The organism is Cytobacillus sp. S13-E01 (assembly GCF_029193815.1).
Lineage (GTDB): Bacteria > Bacillota > Bacilli > Bacillales > Bacillaceae_L > Bacillus_BV.
Map to the genome: position 1 here is coordinate 38,620 of NZ_JARFVC010000024.1, position 18,711 is coordinate 57,330.

The following is an 18,711-nucleotide window of genomic DNA, read 5'->3' on the forward strand; positions in this document are numbered from 1 at the left end:
CAAAGCAATAACTCCTTTAAAACGTTTAGCTTTCCTGCCTTTTTAGTGGGAAAGCTTTTTTTATTGTTTAGGAATTTACAAAATTGTAAGTTGTGTATAACTTCGTGTCTCTGTCATCTACGTCTAGCCCCAGGCGCCATCGGACCAGAGGTCATAAACCATTCCCTTTAAGAAGGAAAAACCACCTTCTTGAATAAACCGTCTTTTGCTTGACTTGCACAGGATGTGCTGATGTCGATCTTCGCCACAGGACGTGGCGGGTTTTAATCGACGCGCTGAAAGACTGGCGCCCTGCACTTATCTTTTACATAATTTTACTTGCTGTGTAAATAATAGCTATAAGTCGAATGTCGAGGGGTTCTTCTTTATGCCTAGAGTTGTGTCAGTAGGTGAATGTGTACCACCATTTGAAGTTTCTCAAGAACAAACTGTTGAATTTGCAAAAGAGCTGTTCCAGGACTCTTTTAAGGAGATAAGTAGATTATTACAGGTTTTTGAAAAGGGGCAAATTCAGAAACGCAATTTTACTACAGATTTAAGTTGGTTTAAGAGGGATCATAGCTTTGAACATAAAAATATTTTATATATAGAAAATGCAATTAATTTTGGTGTTCAAGCAATAGAACAATGCTTGACCAATGAACTTTTCCTCAAAAAGTCTATTCCGTATTCAGAAATAGATGCGTTATTCTTTATTTCAAGCACAGGTATTTCAACCCCAAGTATTGATGCAAGGATCATGAACAAATTGCCATTCTCCCCCCATATCAAAAGAATTCCGATTTGGGGTCTAGGATGTGCTGGAGGAGCTTCAGGTTTATCCAGAGCATATGAGTATTGCAAAGCTTTCCCGGACTCGAAGGTTCTGATACTTTCAGTTGAGCTATGTAGTCTCACCTTTCAAAGAAATGATCGCACAAAAAGTAATTTAATTGGAACCAGCTTGTTTGCAGACGGGGTTGCATGTGCATGTGTTGTTGGAAATAGTGTGAATGTTGCTGAAATAAGTCAATTATCAACCTTACCAACTATTATCGACACACAATCAACCATAATGAAAGATTCAGAAGATGTGATGGGCTGGGAAGTGAAAAACGAGGGCTTATATGTTGTTTTTTCAAAGGATATTCCAGCAATAATTAGTACATGGCTTAGACCTAATGTCATAAAGTTATTATCGGAACATAAAGTAGAAATCTGTCAAATAAACCACTTTATCGCACATCCCGGCGGTAAAAAAGTGCTTGAAGCCTATGAACAATCACTAGGGATGGAGCCTGAAAAGACAAAAATATCCTTTGATGTATTACGTGAGCATGGAAATATGTCGTCAGCGACATTGTTATATGTCCTTAAGCGATTTATGAAATTAGATTCTATAAAACCAGGTGATTATGGTTTAGCCGCTGCCCTTGGACCAGGATTCAGTTCAGAATTATTACTTCTTAAATGGGAGTGAAAACCGATATGGCTTTTTGGTTGTTGTATATCTTTATAATTATCCAAAGACTGACTGAGTTATATCTAGCAAAATGCAATGAGGTGAAGATGAAAAGACGGGGAGCAATTGAGGTTGGTGGTGATCACTATAAATATATTATGACAGTACATCTATTATTTTTTATTTCATTTTTTACTGAATATGTACTTTCTAACAAGTCGCTTTCTGTGCTGTGGCCGATGCTTTTGTTTATATTCGTATTTACACAGGCTATTAGGGTATGGGCATTGTATTCTTTAGGAGAATACTGGAATACGAAAATCATAATTTTGCCAAATGCAGATATTGTTGCAAAAGGCCCATATAAATATATCAGGCATCCAAATTATGCAATTGTCGCGCTGGAAATTTTAATTATTCCATTACTATTTAATTGCTACATCACTTCGATAGTATTTACATTTTTAAATAGTATTGTTTTATCGATTAGAATTTCAGTAGAGGAAAAAGCCTTAATGGACTTACTTGAGTATAAACAAGAATTTTCGAGTCGTTCGCGCTTTCTTCCTGTACGATTAGCAACTAAAACAGCGAAATGATTACTAACTTGAGTTTCCCGTTGATAGCCGTGTCGGACGGAAAATGGAAAACTCTCGGATATTCATGATCACTTAGCCGGTAGAGCCAAAAAGACTCTAGGGTTTAAAAACCTGACACTTGGTTTTTTTGATGGGAAAAAAATGCTTCCCCTTGATTTTGGCCTTTCATTCCGAAAATCCTTTAAAAGCGAAGTACAGAAAAGAACAATATCGAAAGAACCGCCACCATAGCTCTGTTGGGTATAAGAGAGAGAAAGAGTGTAAGATAGACAAAATCACCAATGGGATTCAGATGATCAAAAGAGCCGTTAAACATGGGGCTAAAGCATGTACTAGTTGACAGCTGGTTTAGCAGTAAGGGGTTTATCCAGTCCATAAGAGAAATCAAAAATAAATCCATGCATGTGATTTGTGTCGTTCGAAAAGATAAACACCTATAATAGGACTAAACTAAATGCCAAGCAACTCTTAAGTACGTTGAAGAAAGAGGGAAAAGAAAAACGCTGTCGCAAAAGAATAAAGGGTTCCGTTTTAAGGTACATAACGGAAAATTGACATTAGAAATGGCATACGAATCGACATATGCCATTTTCCTTTTATATAGGGATTTATAATGTAAAATAAAACCACTAATGACAAAATAAATTTAAAGGATAATGCTTATTGGACACTCAAAATTAAGGGTCAATTGAGATGTCATTTCTTACACATTTCCATATACAACAGAAGTAAACTCCTAAATTAGTAACCAGTGATCGTTAAAATAAGAGGAGATTTTCCGGTTAAATTACGTAATAAGGCTTGGTTCGGGGTATATAAGCGGAGTTTTTCCGCTTAAGCGATGCAAAATGATCCATTTTGACGTTTTTTGTGTAAATAGTCGGAATTCTTCCGTCTATTTAAGCTATTTTAAGTGCTATTTCGTAATTAAGAGAAATTTCTCCGCTTATTTATTAAACCATGCTGATTCCCTCATCTCTTGGTCCTTGAGGGTTCGCTCTTTATTTTTATTTATGGGTGTCAAAGAGGTGTCAAATCTGTTGTCAGAATGCACGCCTTTTTCAATGTCATTTATAGGATTTGCACCTCAAAGAGTTCAAAAACTCCCCAGAATATCAATTTCTGAAGGGAGCTATTTGAAGACTCATTTTTAGGTAAACAATTATTACAAGAGGATAAAGCTGCATAGGCAATTAAAATGGAATAATAGACAAGCCTTATATAACAAGGGTTTAGGCAGGATTATGAGTTAGAAAATCCTGTTTATTAAGGGTGCGAAACTCAAGTACTAAAAATAATTTTCGCAATAATCTAATTGAAAATGATTATCCTTAATGATAAACTAAGTGTATTGATTGAAAATAATTATCACTATCACAATTAAACTATATAATAGGTGGGTGACAATCATGATTCTGACATTTATTATAGCTACAATATTGGTATATTCCTTGTTAATGTTTTACGTAGTTAAAAAAGTAAATCATGCACATACAGATAAATCTTCTATTCAATCAAAACGATTACGTTCAAATAAAACAGCATTATGGGAAGCAGAAGCAACCAGGTAGGTATGTACCTGGTATTTTTTTGCTGTTTAGGAATTTATAAAATTGTAAGGTTGTGTATAAATTCGTATCTCTGTCTATCTACGTCTAGCTCCAGGCGCCATCGGACCTGAGGTCATAAGCCAATCCCTTCCCGAAGGCAAAAAACGCCTTTAGTCAGGGCCCGTCTTATGCTTGACTTGCACAGGATGTGCTGATGTCGATGTTGCCACAGGACGTGGCGGGTTTTAATTGACGCGCCAAAAGGCGGGCGCCTGCGCTTTTCTAATAACCATTTAAAAAAACACTTGAATAGAGTAAAATACAGATATGATAATATGTAGTATATAAGGGGAATTAAAACAGATGGTACAGACAGAGTATAGTATTAAGGTAACAACAAAGGAGCAACTACTATCAAAACTAGTCTATTTATATCAAGAGATTATTCAAAAGAGTGATGAAAAAAATGCAACGAAGGTTCTTCAATTACTTAGAAAACTTCGAGATTCTGAATATATGATTGGATTTTGTGGTCACTTTTCAGCTGGAAAGTCCAGTATGATAAATGAGTTAATTGGTGAGAACATCCTTCCGTCAAGTCCTATCCCAACAAGTGCAAACTTAGTTAAGGTGAAAACGGGTGATGAGTATGCGCGTGTTTATTATAAACAGGGCGATATCATTGAGTATACGGCACCATATGACTATGGCCTAATTAAATCATACTGTAAAGATGGTGATACGATTGACTCAATTGAAATAAGTCATCAAAACAAATCGCTACCAAATGGAGTAACGATCATGGATACTCCAGGTATTGATTCAACAGATGATGCGCACCGAGTTGCGACAGAGTCAGCCTTGCATTTAGCAGATTTACTGTTGTATGTAATGGATTATAACCATGTTCAATCTGAGTTAAATCTCCAGTTTACAAAGGATTTAGCTGACCGTAAGAAACCTCTTTATTTAGTTATTAACCAAATAGATAAACACAGGGAACAGGAACTTGAGTTTGATAATTTTAAAAAGGGTGTTAAACAGGCATTTCTGGAATGGAATGTCGTTCCCGAGGATATTTTTTACACTTCCATAAGGGATAAAAACAATGATAATAACCAATTGCCTGAATTGAAGAAACTCATTGCCGAGAAAATTGATCATAAAGATGAGTTATTAATAGAAAGTACAGTGTCTTCAATATACCAAATAATTGATGATCATCTAGCGTTTCTAGACGATTTTCACGCAAAAGACAAAGAAAGTTATGAACGTGATTTAAGCTCCCTTTCGTTTGAGAATCGAGAGGTAATCCATGTTAGGGTAAGTGAGCTTACGAACGAACTAGAAAAAGGTAAACAAAACGTAGAAAAAAATCGAGAAACCTTTCTTTCTCAGTTAAATGATATTTTAGACAATGCTTATTTAATGCCTTTTACTACCCGTGATTTAGCTCGGTCCTATATAGAGGCCCGCCAAATAGAATTTAAAATTGGTTTACTTTTTTCAAAAGCAAAAACAGATAAAGCAAGAAATGAACGTTTAAAGTTGTTTTATGAAGATTTTCAGGAAAAGGTTTCATCCCAGCTTGAGTGGCACATTAAAGAATTTGCTAGTAAATTTTTAAAGAAATGTGATCTTCCTGGACTAATTGGTAATGTTGAGAAGTTAACATATTCATTTAATGAAGAATTATTAGCACGTATCGTCAAAAAAGATGCAGGTTTAACAGGCGATTACATTCTAACCTATACGAGTGATGTAGCACATGAGGTTAAGAAACAATACCGACTTTTAGCTATGCAGCTATTGGAATTGATTACCACTTCTTTATATGAACGAATGGAGAATGATTCAACCAAGCTTCAAGATGAGCTAAAACAATATCAGAATTACGAAAAAGCTTTTAATAAACTTATCAACTTACAACAAGCTAAAGTTCGAACGAAGAGACATTTAGTAAATCTTATAGCAGGTAAAATAGAAGGTAACGATAAACTTCCTTCTAGCCTTGATGATTTACTTAAAGAAAACATCGTTTTAGCTGAGGGGGAAACAGATCTTACTAAAATTAGTAATCAAAAAGTTGAACAAACTGTATGGAAATCATACAAACCAAGTGAAAGTAAAGTAGTGGATGGTAAGGCGAGAGTTACAGAAACGGTTTCGAATCTGCTTTTTGCTAAAAATCAAATCGAATCAATTACTGGACTCTCTTCTATTGCAAGAGATATGGCAGAGAAAGCGAACAGATTAGAAAATAGACAATTTACGGTTGCGTTATTTGGAGCATTTAGTGCAGGGAAGTCTTCGTTTGCAAATGCCTTAATGGGAGATTTTGTATTACCAGTTTCACCAAACCCAACGACTGCAACTATTAACAAAATAGTACCACCAACTACTGATAGAAAACATGGTACTGTAATTGTAAAGGTTAAATCAGAATCTCAGCTTTTACAGGATATACAACATTCTTTACAAGTTTTTAATGAAGAGATTACATCAATATCAGATGCACTAAGAGTGATTACTAATAAATTAACTAATCGAACTGTAGAAGCTAAAGAAAAACCCCACTATGCTTTTTTACAGGCTGTTAATAATGGCTATTCAGAATTATCCAGCCATTTGGGTAAGATTTTAACAATTGATGTAGAAGGTTTTAAAGAGTATGTTGCGAATGAAGAGAAAGCGTGCTTCGTTGAATGGATTGAATTGTACTTTGATTGTGAACTAACAAGGCAAGGAATTACACTTGTAGATACACCGGGAGCCGATTCTATTAATGCGCGACATACAGGGGTTGCGTTTGATTATATTAAGAATGCTGACGCAATTTTATTTGTTACGTATTATAACCATGCTTTCTCTAAAGCAGATCGTGAATTCCTGATCCAATTAGGGAGAGTTAAAGACACATTTAGTATGGATAAGATGTTTTTTATCATCAATGCAGCAGACCTAGCTAATGACAAAGACGAATTGCTAACAGTAGAGGAATACGTAGGTACTGAGCTCGTGAGCTATGGAATTAGGAAGCCACGTCTTTATTCATTATCAAGCCAATTAGCCTTAAAAGAGAAAATAATGGATGTACCAGTAAATGATCAGTCTTTGGTATTACAATCTTCTGGAATAAAGCAGTTTGAAAGTGATTTTAAATCGTTCATTGTCGAAGAACTTACAGAAATGGCAATTATCTCTGCTTATAGCGATATCGACCGGGCAACGAAAATCATTCAAGAATACATCTCATCTGCAAAGGAAGATAAAGAGATTAAATTAGCTAAACTAGATCAAGTAAAAAAGTCACAAGTTACTATACAAACTACGATTAACAGTTTCGAAGTTGACTTCGAAAAAAACGCAGTACAACAAGAAATTGAAGAATTAACCTATTATATTAAACAAAGAGTATTTTTACGATACCCTGATTTATTTAAGGAATCATTTAACCCATCTGTTTTACGCGAGGATGGGCGTGATATGAAAAAAGCACTGCAAGCATGTTTACAGGAATTGCTAGAGTCAATTGGTTATGACCTTGCGCAAGAAATGCGGGCTACTTCACTTAGAACTGAAAAATTTATTTTTAGGACAGTTGATGAGATTCTAGTCTCTTTAAGAAAGAATATTCAAGTAACCAATCCAGCAATCCAGCTTGCTGAACCCGGGGAGATAGTATATAGTAATCCAGAATTTGAGAGCGGTTTGCAAGACATTGATAAAGATCTGTTTAAGAAGGCGTTGTCCATATTTAAAAATGCAAAGTCATTTTTTGAGAAAAATGATAAGAAATATGTGATGCAAGAGCTTGAGAATAATCTGCAAGCTCCGATCTCAGCTTATTTAGAACAGAATAAGCTTTACCTTCAGGATGTTTATTTGAAGGATTTTTCAAAGGCTGTTGATGCGTTAAAAGAGAGAGTTTTACAAGAAATTAATGAATATTTTGAGGGTAGTATCCTTGCTTTATCTGAAAATGTCGATGTTGACGCTTTGGAAAAAATCGCAGTAAGTCTAGCTCAAATGAAGAAGGTAGATCAATAAATGGATCAAACCATTCTTCAGCAATTAAGACAACTTGAGCAAACTAAGGAAATTTAGATAATCTATGCTTGTGAATCTGGCAGTCGTTCGTATGGGACTCATTCAGATGAAAGTGATTATGATGTGAAATTTATTTATTGTAAGAGTCTTAAACGATATCTGAGCTTAACACGAGAACCTGAAATAATTGACCAGAATGCAATTCCGTTGATAGAGATGCATGGATGGGATATCTTTAAGACATTGGAGTTATTTAAAAGGTCAAACCCTTCTCTTTATGAGTGGCTTTTTTCACCAGTGATCTATTGTGAAGATGAAGATTTTCTTTTTGCCCTACGAGAGATCGCAGCTACTAGTTATTCATTGAGGAAAATCTCGTTTCACTATTTAAGTTTAACTAATATGAACATCAAAACTTTAACCAACAATCAATTAGGAGGTATCCCGTTAGTTAAAACACTATTACAAGCTGCTCGTGGGACCTTGTCAATTCTTTATATTTTAGAAAATAAAAAGCTACCGCCTATTAAATTTTTAGACTTAGTAGGAGAGGTGAGTATAGAAGCTAACGATAAGGAACTTCTTTATGTTTTACTAGAGAATAAAAGAGCACAAACCAATTTAACTAACCTACAATATCATCATTTACTTTCGTTTCTAAATAGAGAAGGATCTAAATGGGAGGAACACATTAGAGAATTACCAGATAAAAAAATGGATGTGCAAATTCTTAATGAACTTCTTTGGAACCAGCTTGGAGTGTAGAGAATGATAAAACGAAATCGTTACCATGCCTGTGCTACCTGTATAAATTTTGTTGCAACAAAAAAAGACCAAGGAATGTTATATTACTGTAAACGGTTAGGTTATGAAACGAAGTCTGATTATGTATTTAATTGCTGGGAACCAAAGCCCAACGTGGTAAAACTAATAAATAAAAATGAATAATTTTGGAGGTAGAAAAAATGAGTGGTAACGTACATGAGGCTATTTCAAAGCACTCAAAGAAACAACATGAGGTAGTTAAAACTTTTATAAATCTGGAGCAAATGCGTGAGCTTTATATTGAGGAAGCAGTTGATTTATGCCAACAAACTAAACCTTTTACGGTTGATAAAATAAATGCTGTTACACGCAGTATAAACGATCTTGCTAAAAAAGGGATCGTTCCAACGAGAAAATACGTAACAGAAGAAATGGTTAAAACATATGTAGGAAGAAAATAACTTGATAATGGGGGGAACAAGGGTGAAGCATATTGTCGGTATTGATTGGTTAAGTTCACGATTAACAGATTCAAACGTTCGCATAATTGATTGTCGGTTTCAATTAGGCAATCCAACTTACGGATTAACGGAATATATAGAAGAGCATATAATTGGAGCTTTATATTTTGATCTTGAAAAGGATTTATCAGGTCAAGTTCAAACACATGGGGGGAGACATCCATTACCTCAACTGGAGGAATTTGTCGATAAATTATCTCATGCGGGTATTGACCATTCAAAGACTGTAGTTGCTTACGATGATCAAGGGGGAGCATTTGCTTCAAGATTATGGTGGCTACTAAAATTCCTTGGACACGAGGAAGTGTATGTTCTAGATGGAGGGTTTTCAGCTTGGAAAGAACAAAATTTTCCTGTAACAAACGAAATACCTGCAATAGAACGAGCAGTATTTAACCCAATCGTAAATAGAAATATGTTGGTAGAAGTTTCTGACGTGAAAGAAGCTATAAAACAGGATTCAGCTACAATAATCGATTCGCGTGAACAGGTAAGGTTCCTTGGAATTGAAGAGCCAATTGATAAAGTGGCTGGTCACATTCCTAGTGCTGTTAATGCCTTTTGGAAAGACGGGATAGAGGCTAATGGTCACTGGAAAAATGAAAGTGATCAAAAAGAACGTTTCTCACAGGTAGTAAATGTTGATAAAGATATAATAGTTTATTGTGGTTCTGGAGTGACTGCCTGCCCAAACATACTATCACTATCAGAAGCAGGGTATAATAATGTTAAACTTTACAGTGGCAGCTGGAGTGATTGGATCACATACGATGATAATCCGATTGCAAAAGGATAGGATCTTACATAAAAAACGCATCAATACCCATACTAAATGTACAAACATTGTTCTTTGGGGGCGATTAGATGAATAAATCGGAGAAAGATAACAAAAACCACACAGTTACAAATGCAGGAAAGATAAAAAACGCAGAGCTTAAAAGAGAATTTGAATCTTATGCAAAAATTGAAACAGAAAAAATGAGTAAGGACATGAATTAAATCTTGGTCTCCCACAATACCCAAAAAAGTAAGAACCTGCCGTTAGTACGGGAGGTTTTTTAAGGTTTCCCAAATAAAGCAAGATATTATAAAAACTCTATATTAATTTATGCTATACTATTTACTGTTGTTATTTTTAAAAAAATTAGTAGAAGAGGTAGTATAATATGAATGAATCAAAGATATTGCTAATAGATGGTATGGCACTTTTATTTCGGTCATTTTTTGCAACAGCAATGAGTGGATATTATATGGTAAACAGTAAAGGACAACCTACAAATGGAGTCCATGGTTTTGTAAAGCATATGCTGACAGCGGTAAATAAATTTCAGCCAACACATGTTGTATGTTGTTGGGATATGGGAAGTACAACTTTCCGCACAGAGCTATTCGAAGGGTATAAAGCTAATCGAAATGCACCGCCAATAGAGCTTATCCCTCAATTTGATTTAGTAAAAGAAGTAGCCGCTTGTTTTGATATTCCAAATATTGGCTTGGTAGGCTTTGAGGCTGATGATTGTATTGGTACACTTGCTAAGAAATATGGTGAGCATGGAAAAGTTTCAATCTTAACAGGAGACCAAGATATCTTACAGCTCCTCGATGATAATATCTCGGTCGTTCTTCTTCAAAAAGGATATGGTAATTATAATGTTTATGATCCAACAACTTTTTTTGAAGAAAAAGGGATTACCCCTAGCCAAATGATTGATTTAAAGGCGTTAATGGGGGATAGTAGTGATAATTATCCTGGTGTTCGTGGAATTGGTGAAAAAACAGCGATTAAGTTACTGCAGCAATATGAAACAATAGAAGGTATCCTTGAAAATCTTGATTCATTAACGAAAGGTCAAAGGTCTAAAATTCAAGAAGATCTAGAAATGCTTCATTTATCAAGAAAGCTTGCTAAGATTCACTGTGAAGTCCCTATTTCTTGTTCACTAGAGGACGCCACCATTACTATTGATAGAAATAAAGTGTTGGATAAATTTACAGAGCTTGAATTTAAAGGCCTTGAAAAATTAATAGGTTAAAATTAAGGAATAAGAGATTTTATATGGTAACCCTTTTTGTAATATAAGAAACCATAAAATGTGTATCTAGTTTTAATGTCTAGCCCCAGGTGCCGTCGCAGTTGAGGTCATAAGCCAGTTCCTTTAAGAAGGAAAAACCACCTTCTTAAAGAAACCGTCTTATGCTTGTTATTTTGTATTTTTCTTCTTTGCTGCTTCTTCTAATTGACTTTTAGGGTCTTCAGTTAATTCCGCATCCTGCCCATATCCTTGTGGGTTAACACCTGGTGCTTTTGTTCCACGATTTTTCCCTCTACTCATACAACTCACCTCCAATGTTAGTTTTTCCATAATGTTTAAGATTATGTTTGAATAGAAATACCGCTAATCCAAAAACTAACTTTGAGGTGATTCGTCATGAATAAGGCAGTCTATACTGCATTAGCTACAATAGGTTTAGCTCAATTTTTAAAAATACCCATAAAGAAAATAAAAACTGGAACATGGGATTGGGGTACTTTTATCGAAACAGGAGGAATGCCAAGCTCCCACTCAGCAGGCGTTTCCTCATTGGCTACATTTGTTGCATTAAGAAAAGGTACAACCACAATAGACTTTGCATTATCGACAATATTTGGACTTATCGTCATGTATGATGCTCAAGGTATTCGCAGACAAACTGGGGAGTTAACTCTAAAAGTAAATGACCTAGATGAACATGTGGAACGGTTACAGGGTGAAAAAGAGAAGCATTATCACGATAATAAGGAAAGAAAGTTAAAAGAAATGTTAGGCCACCAACCAGAAGAAGTGGTTGGAGGAGCTTTATTTGGAGTATTGATGGGGGCATTAGGTTATATTTTATCGAAAAAATAATAGTTATTTTCGACAAAATACGCTAAGATAAGAAGGAGATATTCTTTTTAAGGACGGAGAAACTATTGAATAAATCAATTAAAACAGTACAGGATTATCTTTCTTACTTAGCGGAAAAGGGCTTTATGTTTGGAGAGGATGCACTTGGTTTTATATCATTCGGACAACATTATACTAGTTCCTCCGATGAACTAGTGAATACGGCTATTGAAATTACATTAAAGGCACAAAAACAGTTTGACGGTAGCTTCTTTGTTTCAGTTTTAGAAACGCTTAAAGAGAACAATATTACAAAGCGAAAAGATGCGATCGAACTCGTAGAAATGAAAAATATTATGTGAATTATAGACGAAAAGCGACCAACTTGTATAGTAAACTGTTCCGTTTTGGAGGTACATAACGGAAAATTAACATTAGAAATGGCATACGAATCAATGTATGCCATTTTCCTTTTATATAGGGATTTATAATACCTCTTATAGTAAAATAAAACCACTAATGACAAAATAAATTTAAAGGACAATGCTTACTTGGACACTCAAAATTAAGTGTCAATTGGGATGTCAATTCTTACACATTTCCATATACATCAGAAGTCATCTCCTAAATTTAGTAACCAGTGATTGTTAAAATAAGAGGAGATTTTCCGGTTAAATTACGTAATAAGGCTTGGTACGGGGTATATAAGCGGAGGTTTTCCGCTTATGCAATGCAAAATGATCCATTTTGACGTTTTTTGTGTAAATAGTCGGAATCCTTCCGTCTATTTAAGCGATTTTAAGTGCTATTTCGTAATTAAGAGAGATTTCTCCGCTTATTTATTAAACCATGCTGATTCCCTCATCTCTTGGTCCTTGAGGGTTCGCTCTTTCTTTTTATTTATGGGTGTCAAAGAGTCAGACTGCACGCCTTTTTCATTGTCATTTATAGGATTTGCACCTCAAAACGGAACCCTTTACTTGTATAGTAGGTCGCTTTTGTCATTGGATTTCAATTTCTATTGATGCCTTCATTTTTTTTCGTTGTGGTAGCTCAGCAAATATCATTCCAACAAAAATAAGTAAACAACCTGCTAAAGCTATAATCGTTAATCTCTCATCAGCTAGATAGTAACCTCCTAGTGCTGCAAACACTGGTTCCATAGCGAAAATAAGAGCAACTCTGGTAGGTGTTGTATATTTTTGAAAATTGGTTTGAATTAAGAATGCCAAGGCTGTTGCGAAAATTGATGTAATTAACAGTGCTCCTAAGACTTCCCTTGTCATAATCAGTTCCTTCGTAAAGACAGCTTGCCAATCTTCAAACAAGAATGCAAATATGGAAGATAATATCGCTACCGTTATAATTTGTGTAACTGTTAACACCAAAGTTGGAAAAAGTGAGGTGAATTTTCCTGTAAAAATTATATGCAATGCAAAGGAAATCGCACAAAAAAAGACAAGAATATCACCCTGATTAACACTTACTTGATCCCCCATTGTGAGGAAATACAGGCCAACCGTTGCAACAAGAACACCAAGAATTGCGTTAAGTGTTGGCTTTTGCTTTAACAGGAAAAACGAGAAAAGGGGAACCAAAACGACACTCAAACCAGTTATAAAGCCTGCTTTAGAAGAAGTAGTATACAATAAGCCAAACGTCTGTAAAGCATAACCACCGAAAAGCCATAACCCCATTACAAATCCAGCACCCAATAGCTTTTTGTTTACTTGTTTAAGCTGATGTCGGTAAAACAATACAAGTAATAAAAACAAAATAAGTCCTGCAATAAAAAAACGTGTTGCATTAAATGTCATCGGTTCTAAGAACCTAATCGCATTTTGAACTAAAACAAATGTCGTACCCCAAATAAAAGCGACAAATAACAAACTGCAATCTGCAAATAATGATTTTTTCAATCTATTTCATTCCTTTATATTCGTGATGGACAAAGCCTCTTAATACTAGTCTCATTTTATTTTATATTTAGTCTTATGGCCTGTCTGGCAAGTTCATCTGCCACCTTGTTCTCACTACTTGGAATCCATTTAAGAAAAAATAAATCAAGTTGGTTCGCTAATAATAGTGATTGTTCTAAAAGTGGAACAAACTTTTTATTTTTTACATATTCCTTTTCAATCGCTCTATTAACAAGTTGAGAATCGGTTCTAAAAGAAACTGTTTTGTATCCATTTTCAACACAAATTGCTAATCCTTTGATTAGAGCATGGTATTCGGCCTCATGATTTGACATACTACCTAGAGGAATGGAATATCTTTCAACAACGTCAATTCCTTTGATAAAAATGCCAGCTCCAGATGCTCCAGGATTACCGGCACTTGCGCCATCAATATAAACTTCAATCATAATTTAGCCTCCCTACAAAAGAAACTACAAGTAGTTTATCACACTAAACCACTATAGAACAGAAAATATCATGACTTTATTATAGTGTATAATGATATGAAATAATGGAAAAATGTAAGTAAGTTTCACTTGAAAGGAAGGGTTTCATGAAACTTTGGGTCGAATGGACTTATAAAACGCCAAGGAATAAAGTAGTCGTTTTAAATACAGAACTTATGCCAGCAGAAGAAGCGTTATTGCTAACTGATGATTTTGAAAAAACAGGACGTGTGAAAGAACTATTCTTTTACGATGAGCAGCATACGAAATGGACAAAAAAAGAAATAACCAAGCTGTTGAAGGAAGTGGATACAGAACCACATGATATTGTAGCGTATTTCGATGGAGGTTTTGAATTAGCAAATCACAAAGCCGGATTAGGAGCTGTCATATACTATACACAAAATAAAAAGCAATTTAGAGTTCGGGTAAATGAAGCGTTTGATGAATTAGAAACGAACAATGAAGCTGAATATGCTGCCTTCTGGTTCCTGTTACAAAAGCTTGAAGAAATAGGGGTGCACCATCTCCCGGTGACGTTTCGAGGAGACTCTCATGTGGTCTTAAAACAATTATCAGGGGAATGGCCTTGTCTAGAAGAAAAATTGAATCGATGGTTAGACAGGATTGAAGAAAAATTAGGTAAATTGGATATTAGGCCGATTTATGACCCAATTCTGAGAAAAGAAAATATCGAAGCTGATAAATTAGCTACTAAAGCACTACAAGGTGTATTTGTTTCGAGTAATTTTGAAATTAATGGGTAAGTAATTAAGCCTATTCATCATATCAATAAAACAATAGTTGAAACAGGAGCTGAAGATTGTAATGAATAAAAAGCTAATTAGATTGGAAGTTGGTGAGATACTCGATACGTATTGCCAAGATTGTTTTTTGAAAAGTTATTTTCGAAAAGAATATGGGAAAAAATATGCTCAATCTTTCTGTATTAATAAGTGTACTGTAGGGCAAAAGCTTAAAAATTACGGTCAAAAGCTTTCGTAATATCGTCTTAATACAGGCAGCATAGTTTATTTTCTATGAAAAATACCGCCTCAATGGGCGGTATTATTGCTTAGCTTGTATTAGTTGCTGTTCACATCGTGATAGTGTATTTTCAGATTGCTGTAAAAACTCATTATCGACTCCCGTTTGTTGTTCAACAGCATGTGCTAGTTGTGTTCGTGCATCTTGAACGGCCCTAGTTGCATTAAGTAAAAATTCCTCGTCCATGCTCATTGTTGCAGATCCAACCATTTTTTCTGCTGCTGTAATAGACATTTCAACCTGTTTAAGATCATTAAAGCCTGTGTAAATATCTTCATTTTGATTATTCGTCACTTTAAGCACCTCCTGAATATATCGTTAGTCAAGTGAGCGTGAAATATACCATAGAATACTCTAATAAAGCCTTCTTTTGACTAGACCATTTCGAATTTAGCAATTATGTTTAATACTATACATATCAAAAAAACTGTTCCTAGAAATAAAGAATACAATTATATCAACTATTAAACAGGCTGCAAAAATCCGTAATTATTTCATTTGTCTTTATTTTAGCTACTAAAAAGACGCATTCTTGAATACCATTAATTAAAAAGTAGTGGAGGGCGTCTTATGTATCGATGTAAGTTAAATGGTCAAGAGGTAATCATTAGACTATCATCAAAGGTAGAAAAACTAGATATTGACAAATCATCATTATACAGAAAGGTTGCAGGACTTGAGGAAGTACTAATCGATTTAGTTGACAAAGAGGACATCGCCTTAGTGGATAAAGACCACGGCATAATTGTAATAGAGTCAAATTTAATTGAGATGCCTATTATAACGATTCAACATATTATTCAAAAAGAATATGTTTTTGACTGATTTTTTGTTTTTGAAATGGTAACTTTGATATATAATAGATTCATACTAAAAGAGAGGGACTATTCCTCTCTTATTTTAATGACTAGGTGATTAGATATGAAAGTTGTTATTGCTGAAAAACCCGATCAGGCTTCTAAGCTAGCTTCACCCTTTAAATCTAAAAAGAATCAAGGGTTTATTGAAGTCTATCCAAATGATGTTTTTCCGAAGGGTGCATTTTTCACTTGGGCCATTGGCCATATATGTGAGTTACTATCACCTGAAGAATATGAGTCTTCGTGGAAAAAATGGTCAATTGGGACATTGCCAATGATACCAGAAAAATTTCAATACAAAGTGATGAAATCTAAACAAAAACAGTACAATGTAATCCGACAGCTTTTACATAATAACCAAGTTACAGAAATCATCCATGCAGGAGATGCTGGTCGTGAAGGTGAATTAATTATTCGCACGATACTTGCTACCTCTGGTATAAAAAAAATAATGAAGCGGCTATGGATATCGTCTTTAACGGAAAAAGCTGTAAAAGACGGATTTAGTAGCTTGCTACCAGAAGAAGAAACCAGAAATCTATACTATGAAGCTAGAGCAAGGGCATGTGCTGATTGGATTGTTGGGCTGAATGCGTCTAGAGTCTATTCCCTATTATTAAAGGAAAAGGGAGTATCGGATGTTTTTTCAGCTGGTCGTGTACAAACACCAACATTAGCACTAATTGTTAAAAGAGAAAAAGAAATTAGTAGTTTTAAGTCTGATCCATTCTGGGAAGTTCTTGCAACGTTTATAATCGATGGAAAAGTATATGAAGGAAAATGGGAGAAAGACAACGAACCTCGGATACTAGATAAAAATATGGCTGAAAAGATTGCCGACTTTTGTAAGGATAAGCCTGCAAAGGTTAGTGAACTTATTAAAGACCGAAAAGAATATTTGCCACCTTCTTTATTTAACTTATCATCCCTACAAGCTACCGCAAATAAAGCATTCAAATTTTCTCCTAAAAAAACGTTAGATGTTGCACAAGGTTTATATACGAAGGGATATCTCTCTTATCCGAGGTCAGATTCAAGCTTTATTACAGAAGGTGAAGCAGAGGCGATTCCAGAAATATTTTCAAAACTAAGTAAGCAAGCGGAGTACCAAGCACTATTTCCTACACCTATAGCTTCGATTATGTCAAATAAACGTTTTGTGAATGAGAAAAAGGTGACAGATCACTATGCCATTATTCCAACTGAGCAAGTTCCCAACGTATCAAAGCTTTCTTCCGATGAGCAAAAATTATACGATTTAGTTGTTCGTAGACTAATTGCAGCACACTATGAAGAAGCAATTTTTGATTATACCACAATCATTACATTAGTAGACGATCGTGCGACTTTTAAATCTAAAGGGAAACAACAAGTGCAAGAAGGTTGGAGGAAGGTCCTCTTTCACGAGGAAACCAAAAAAGATGCAGATGTTCTTTTGCCAAATGTAGAAATAAATGAAACCGGTAATGTAAAAACAGTTAAAGTAAAAGAAGGAAAAACACAACCGCCTAAAAGGTATACAGAAGGGCAACTGATTACCCTTATGAAGACGGCTGGAAAGCACTTGGATAACAATGAGCTAGAGAAGGTACTTATGAAAAAAGAGGGGTTAGGTACCGAAGCCACACGCGCCGGGATCATTACGATGCTAAAGGATCGAAAATATATTAATGTTGAAAAAAATCAGGTGTTTGCAACTGAAAAAGGAATGCTATTAATAGATGCTATTGGTGAAAAAATCCTTGCATCACCAGAAATGACGGCTAAGTGGGAGCAAAGATTAAGTGAAATTGGTGAGGGGAAAGCATCGGCGGCAGAATTTATGGAACAAACAAAGAAACTAGCTCAAAAAATCGTAACGGATGCCATTGACCAATCTAAAAGCTGGAACTTTGATCATATAAATATAGATAAAATACCAACTAGAAAATCAAAATTCACGACAGGGATTGAAGTTGGAAAATGTAAGCTTTGTAATGGTAAGGTTGTTGATAAAGGTAGTTTTTATGGATGTACAAACTATAAAGAGAATAAATGTACATTTACCCTGTCAAAAAAAATCTTAACAAAAACAATTTCACAAACAAATATACAGAAAATCCTGTCAGAGGGAAAATCAAACCTTATCAAGGGCTTTAAAAAGGGTGATAAAACGTTTAATGCATCTTTAGTATGGAATGAAAAGGACCAAAAAATCATATTTGTTTTTGAGACTACTGAATCAAAAACCACAATGAATTAAATATTAGCTCATTGTGGTTTTTTTTTATTGTTTAGGAATTTATCACTAGCGTTGCATAAAAAAATTATGAAAAAGTCAAGAGTGTAAAAAAGGTATATTTTTGAATATCATTCCAAAATATGACATAACAGAATATTCTGTATTTTTACTTTTAGGTTAATTGAGAAAAAAGGGTAAGGGGTCCTATTTGAAGGTAGTCCTTATCCATAATTTTACAAATAAACAGGGTCATATGTTAATTCATCTAAATGCTGAACATCTCCTTTTTCAAACTGTGCTAGGGTTTCAGTGAAAACCTGTTCATGGTTTAGTCGCCTTCGACCATCTGATGATCGATCAGGCCTTTCAAAAAGTGCTTTTAC

Annotated in this window: 20 protein-coding genes and 1 pseudogene; 17 read left to right on the forward strand and 4 right to left on the reverse strand. The window is 34.8% G+C overall.

What is annotated here, in order from left to right; genetic code table 11:
• Positions 1 to 367 precede the first annotated feature (367 nt).
• The 11 genes and pseudogenes from PY093_RS14545 (at position 368) to PY093_RS14590 (ending at position 10,959) form a co-directional block, all read left to right on the forward strand.
• Positions 368 to 1,459, forward strand: a complete 1,092-nt coding sequence (locus PY093_RS14545) for a type III polyketide synthase (RefSeq protein ID WP_275646581.1) — start codon at positions 368 to 370, stop codon at positions 1,457 to 1,459.
• Positions 1,460 to 1,467: 8 nt separating this feature from the next.
• Positions 1,468 to 2,040: an isoprenylcysteine carboxyl methyltransferase family protein gene (locus PY093_RS14550; protein WP_275646582.1), complete on the forward strand. Its 573-nt coding sequence runs from the start codon at positions 1,468 to 1,470 to the stop codon at positions 2,038 to 2,040.
• Positions 2,041 to 2,047: 7 nt separating this feature from the next.
• A pseudogene (locus PY093_RS21455) lies at positions 2,048 to 2,556 on the forward strand (IS4 family transposase); the annotation flags it as partial.
• Positions 2,557 to 3,449: 893 nt separating this feature from the next.
• The gene (locus tag PY093_RS14555) at positions 3,450 to 3,611 is read left to right on the forward strand and encodes a hypothetical protein (RefSeq protein WP_275646583.1); all 162 of its coding nucleotides are present in this window, start codon (positions 3,450 to 3,452) and stop codon (positions 3,609 to 3,611) included.
• Between the two features lie 342 nt (positions 3,612 to 3,953).
• A complete protein-coding gene (locus PY093_RS14560) occupies positions 3,954 to 7,640 on the forward strand; it encodes a dynamin family protein (protein ID WP_275646584.1) in 3,687 nt (1,228 codons plus the stop codon).
• Positions 7,641 to 7,700: 60 nt separating this feature from the next.
• Positions 7,701 to 8,405: a nucleotidyltransferase domain-containing protein gene (locus PY093_RS14565; RefSeq protein ID WP_275646603.1), complete on the forward strand. Its 705-nt coding sequence runs from the start codon at positions 7,701 to 7,703 to the stop codon at positions 8,403 to 8,405.
• A gap of 3 nt (positions 8,406 to 8,408) precedes the next feature.
• A complete protein-coding gene (locus tag PY093_RS14570; RefSeq protein ID WP_275646585.1) occupies positions 8,409 to 8,588 on the forward strand; it encodes a hypothetical protein in 180 nt (59 codons plus the stop codon).
• A 17-nt stretch (positions 8,589 to 8,605) separates the two neighbouring features.
• Positions 8,606 to 8,866, forward strand: coding sequence for a YpbS family protein (locus PY093_RS14575; RefSeq protein ID WP_275646586.1), 261 nt, complete (start codon positions 8,606 to 8,608; stop codon positions 8,864 to 8,866).
• 22 nt (positions 8,867 to 8,888) lie between these two features.
• A complete protein-coding gene (locus PY093_RS14580; RefSeq protein WP_275646587.1) occupies positions 8,889 to 9,722 on the forward strand; it encodes a sulfurtransferase in 834 nt (277 codons plus the stop codon).
• A 68-nt stretch (positions 9,723 to 9,790) separates the two neighbouring features.
• Entirely contained in the window at positions 9,791 to 9,925 is a 135-nt protein-coding gene (locus tag PY093_RS14585) for a hypothetical protein (RefSeq protein ID WP_275646588.1), read from the forward strand.
• Between the two features lie 167 nt (positions 9,926 to 10,092).
• The gene (locus PY093_RS14590; RefSeq protein WP_275646589.1) at positions 10,093 to 10,959 is read left to right on the forward strand and encodes a 5'-3' exonuclease; all 867 of its coding nucleotides are present in this window, start codon (positions 10,093 to 10,095) and stop codon (positions 10,957 to 10,959) included.
• A 168-nt stretch (positions 10,960 to 11,127) separates the two neighbouring features.
• On the opposite strand, the gene sspL is transcribed toward PY093_RS14590, so the two are convergent.
• A complete protein-coding gene (gene sspL / locus PY093_RS14595) occupies positions 11,128 to 11,259 on the reverse strand; it encodes a small, acid-soluble spore protein L (protein WP_275646590.1) in 132 nt (43 codons plus the stop codon).
• A 96-nt stretch (positions 11,260 to 11,355) separates the two neighbouring features.
• On the opposite strand from sspL, the gene PY093_RS14600 reads away from it, so the two are divergent.
• Together PY093_RS14600 and PY093_RS14605 are read left to right on the forward strand one after the other, a co-directional pair.
• Entirely contained in the window at positions 11,356 to 11,814 is a 459-nt protein-coding gene (locus PY093_RS14600) for a divergent PAP2 family protein (RefSeq protein ID WP_275646591.1), read from the forward strand.
• Positions 11,815 to 11,879: 65 nt separating this feature from the next.
• Positions 11,880 to 12,155 carry a DUF6123 family protein gene (locus PY093_RS14605; protein ID WP_275646592.1) on the forward strand — a complete coding sequence of 92 codons (276 nt, stop codon included), beginning with the start codon at positions 11,880 to 11,882 and terminating at the stop codon, positions 12,153 to 12,155.
• A gap of 639 nt (positions 12,156 to 12,794) precedes the next feature.
• Here PY093_RS14605 and PY093_RS14610 read toward each other — a convergent pair.
• Both PY093_RS14610 and PY093_RS14615 read right to left on the reverse strand, forming a co-directional pair.
• On the reverse strand, positions 12,795 to 13,712 hold the full coding sequence (locus tag PY093_RS14610) for a DMT family transporter (RefSeq protein WP_275646593.1): 918 nt from the start codon (positions 13,710 to 13,712) through the stop codon (positions 12,795 to 12,797).
• Positions 13,713 to 13,768: 56 nt separating this feature from the next.
• Entirely contained in the window at positions 13,769 to 14,161 is a 393-nt protein-coding gene (locus PY093_RS14615) for a reverse transcriptase-like protein (protein ID WP_275646594.1), read from the reverse strand.
• A gap of 146 nt (positions 14,162 to 14,307) precedes the next feature.
• Here PY093_RS14615 and PY093_RS14620 point away from each other — a divergent pair, with 146 nt between their 5' ends.
• A complete protein-coding gene (locus tag PY093_RS14620; RefSeq protein ID WP_275646595.1) occupies positions 14,308 to 14,967 on the forward strand; it encodes a ribonuclease H family protein in 660 nt (219 codons plus the stop codon).
• Between the two features lie 61 nt (positions 14,968 to 15,028).
• The gene (locus tag PY093_RS14625) at positions 15,029 to 15,205 is read left to right on the forward strand and encodes a zinc-finger domain-containing protein (RefSeq protein ID WP_275646596.1); all 177 of its coding nucleotides are present in this window, start codon (positions 15,029 to 15,031) and stop codon (positions 15,203 to 15,205) included.
• 63 nt (positions 15,206 to 15,268) lie between these two features.
• Here PY093_RS14625 and PY093_RS14630 read toward each other — a convergent pair whose 3' ends face one another.
• Positions 15,269 to 15,541 carry a DUF2564 family protein gene (locus PY093_RS14630; protein WP_275646597.1) on the reverse strand — a complete coding sequence of 91 codons (273 nt, stop codon included), beginning with the start codon at positions 15,539 to 15,541 and terminating at the stop codon, positions 15,269 to 15,271.
• Positions 15,542 to 15,817: 276 nt separating this feature from the next.
• On the opposite strand from PY093_RS14630, the gene PY093_RS14635 reads away from it, so the two are divergent.
• Together PY093_RS14635 and PY093_RS14640 are read left to right on the forward strand one after the other, a co-directional pair.
• Complete coding sequence (locus tag PY093_RS14635; RefSeq protein WP_275646598.1) at positions 15,818 to 16,072, forward strand: hypothetical protein; 255 nt, start codon at positions 15,818 to 15,820, stop codon at positions 16,070 to 16,072.
• A gap of 96 nt (positions 16,073 to 16,168) precedes the next feature.
• A complete protein-coding gene (locus PY093_RS14640; RefSeq protein WP_275646599.1) occupies positions 16,169 to 18,349 on the forward strand; it encodes a DNA topoisomerase III in 2,181 nt (726 codons plus the stop codon).
• Positions 18,350 to 18,711: the final 362 nt, after the last annotated feature.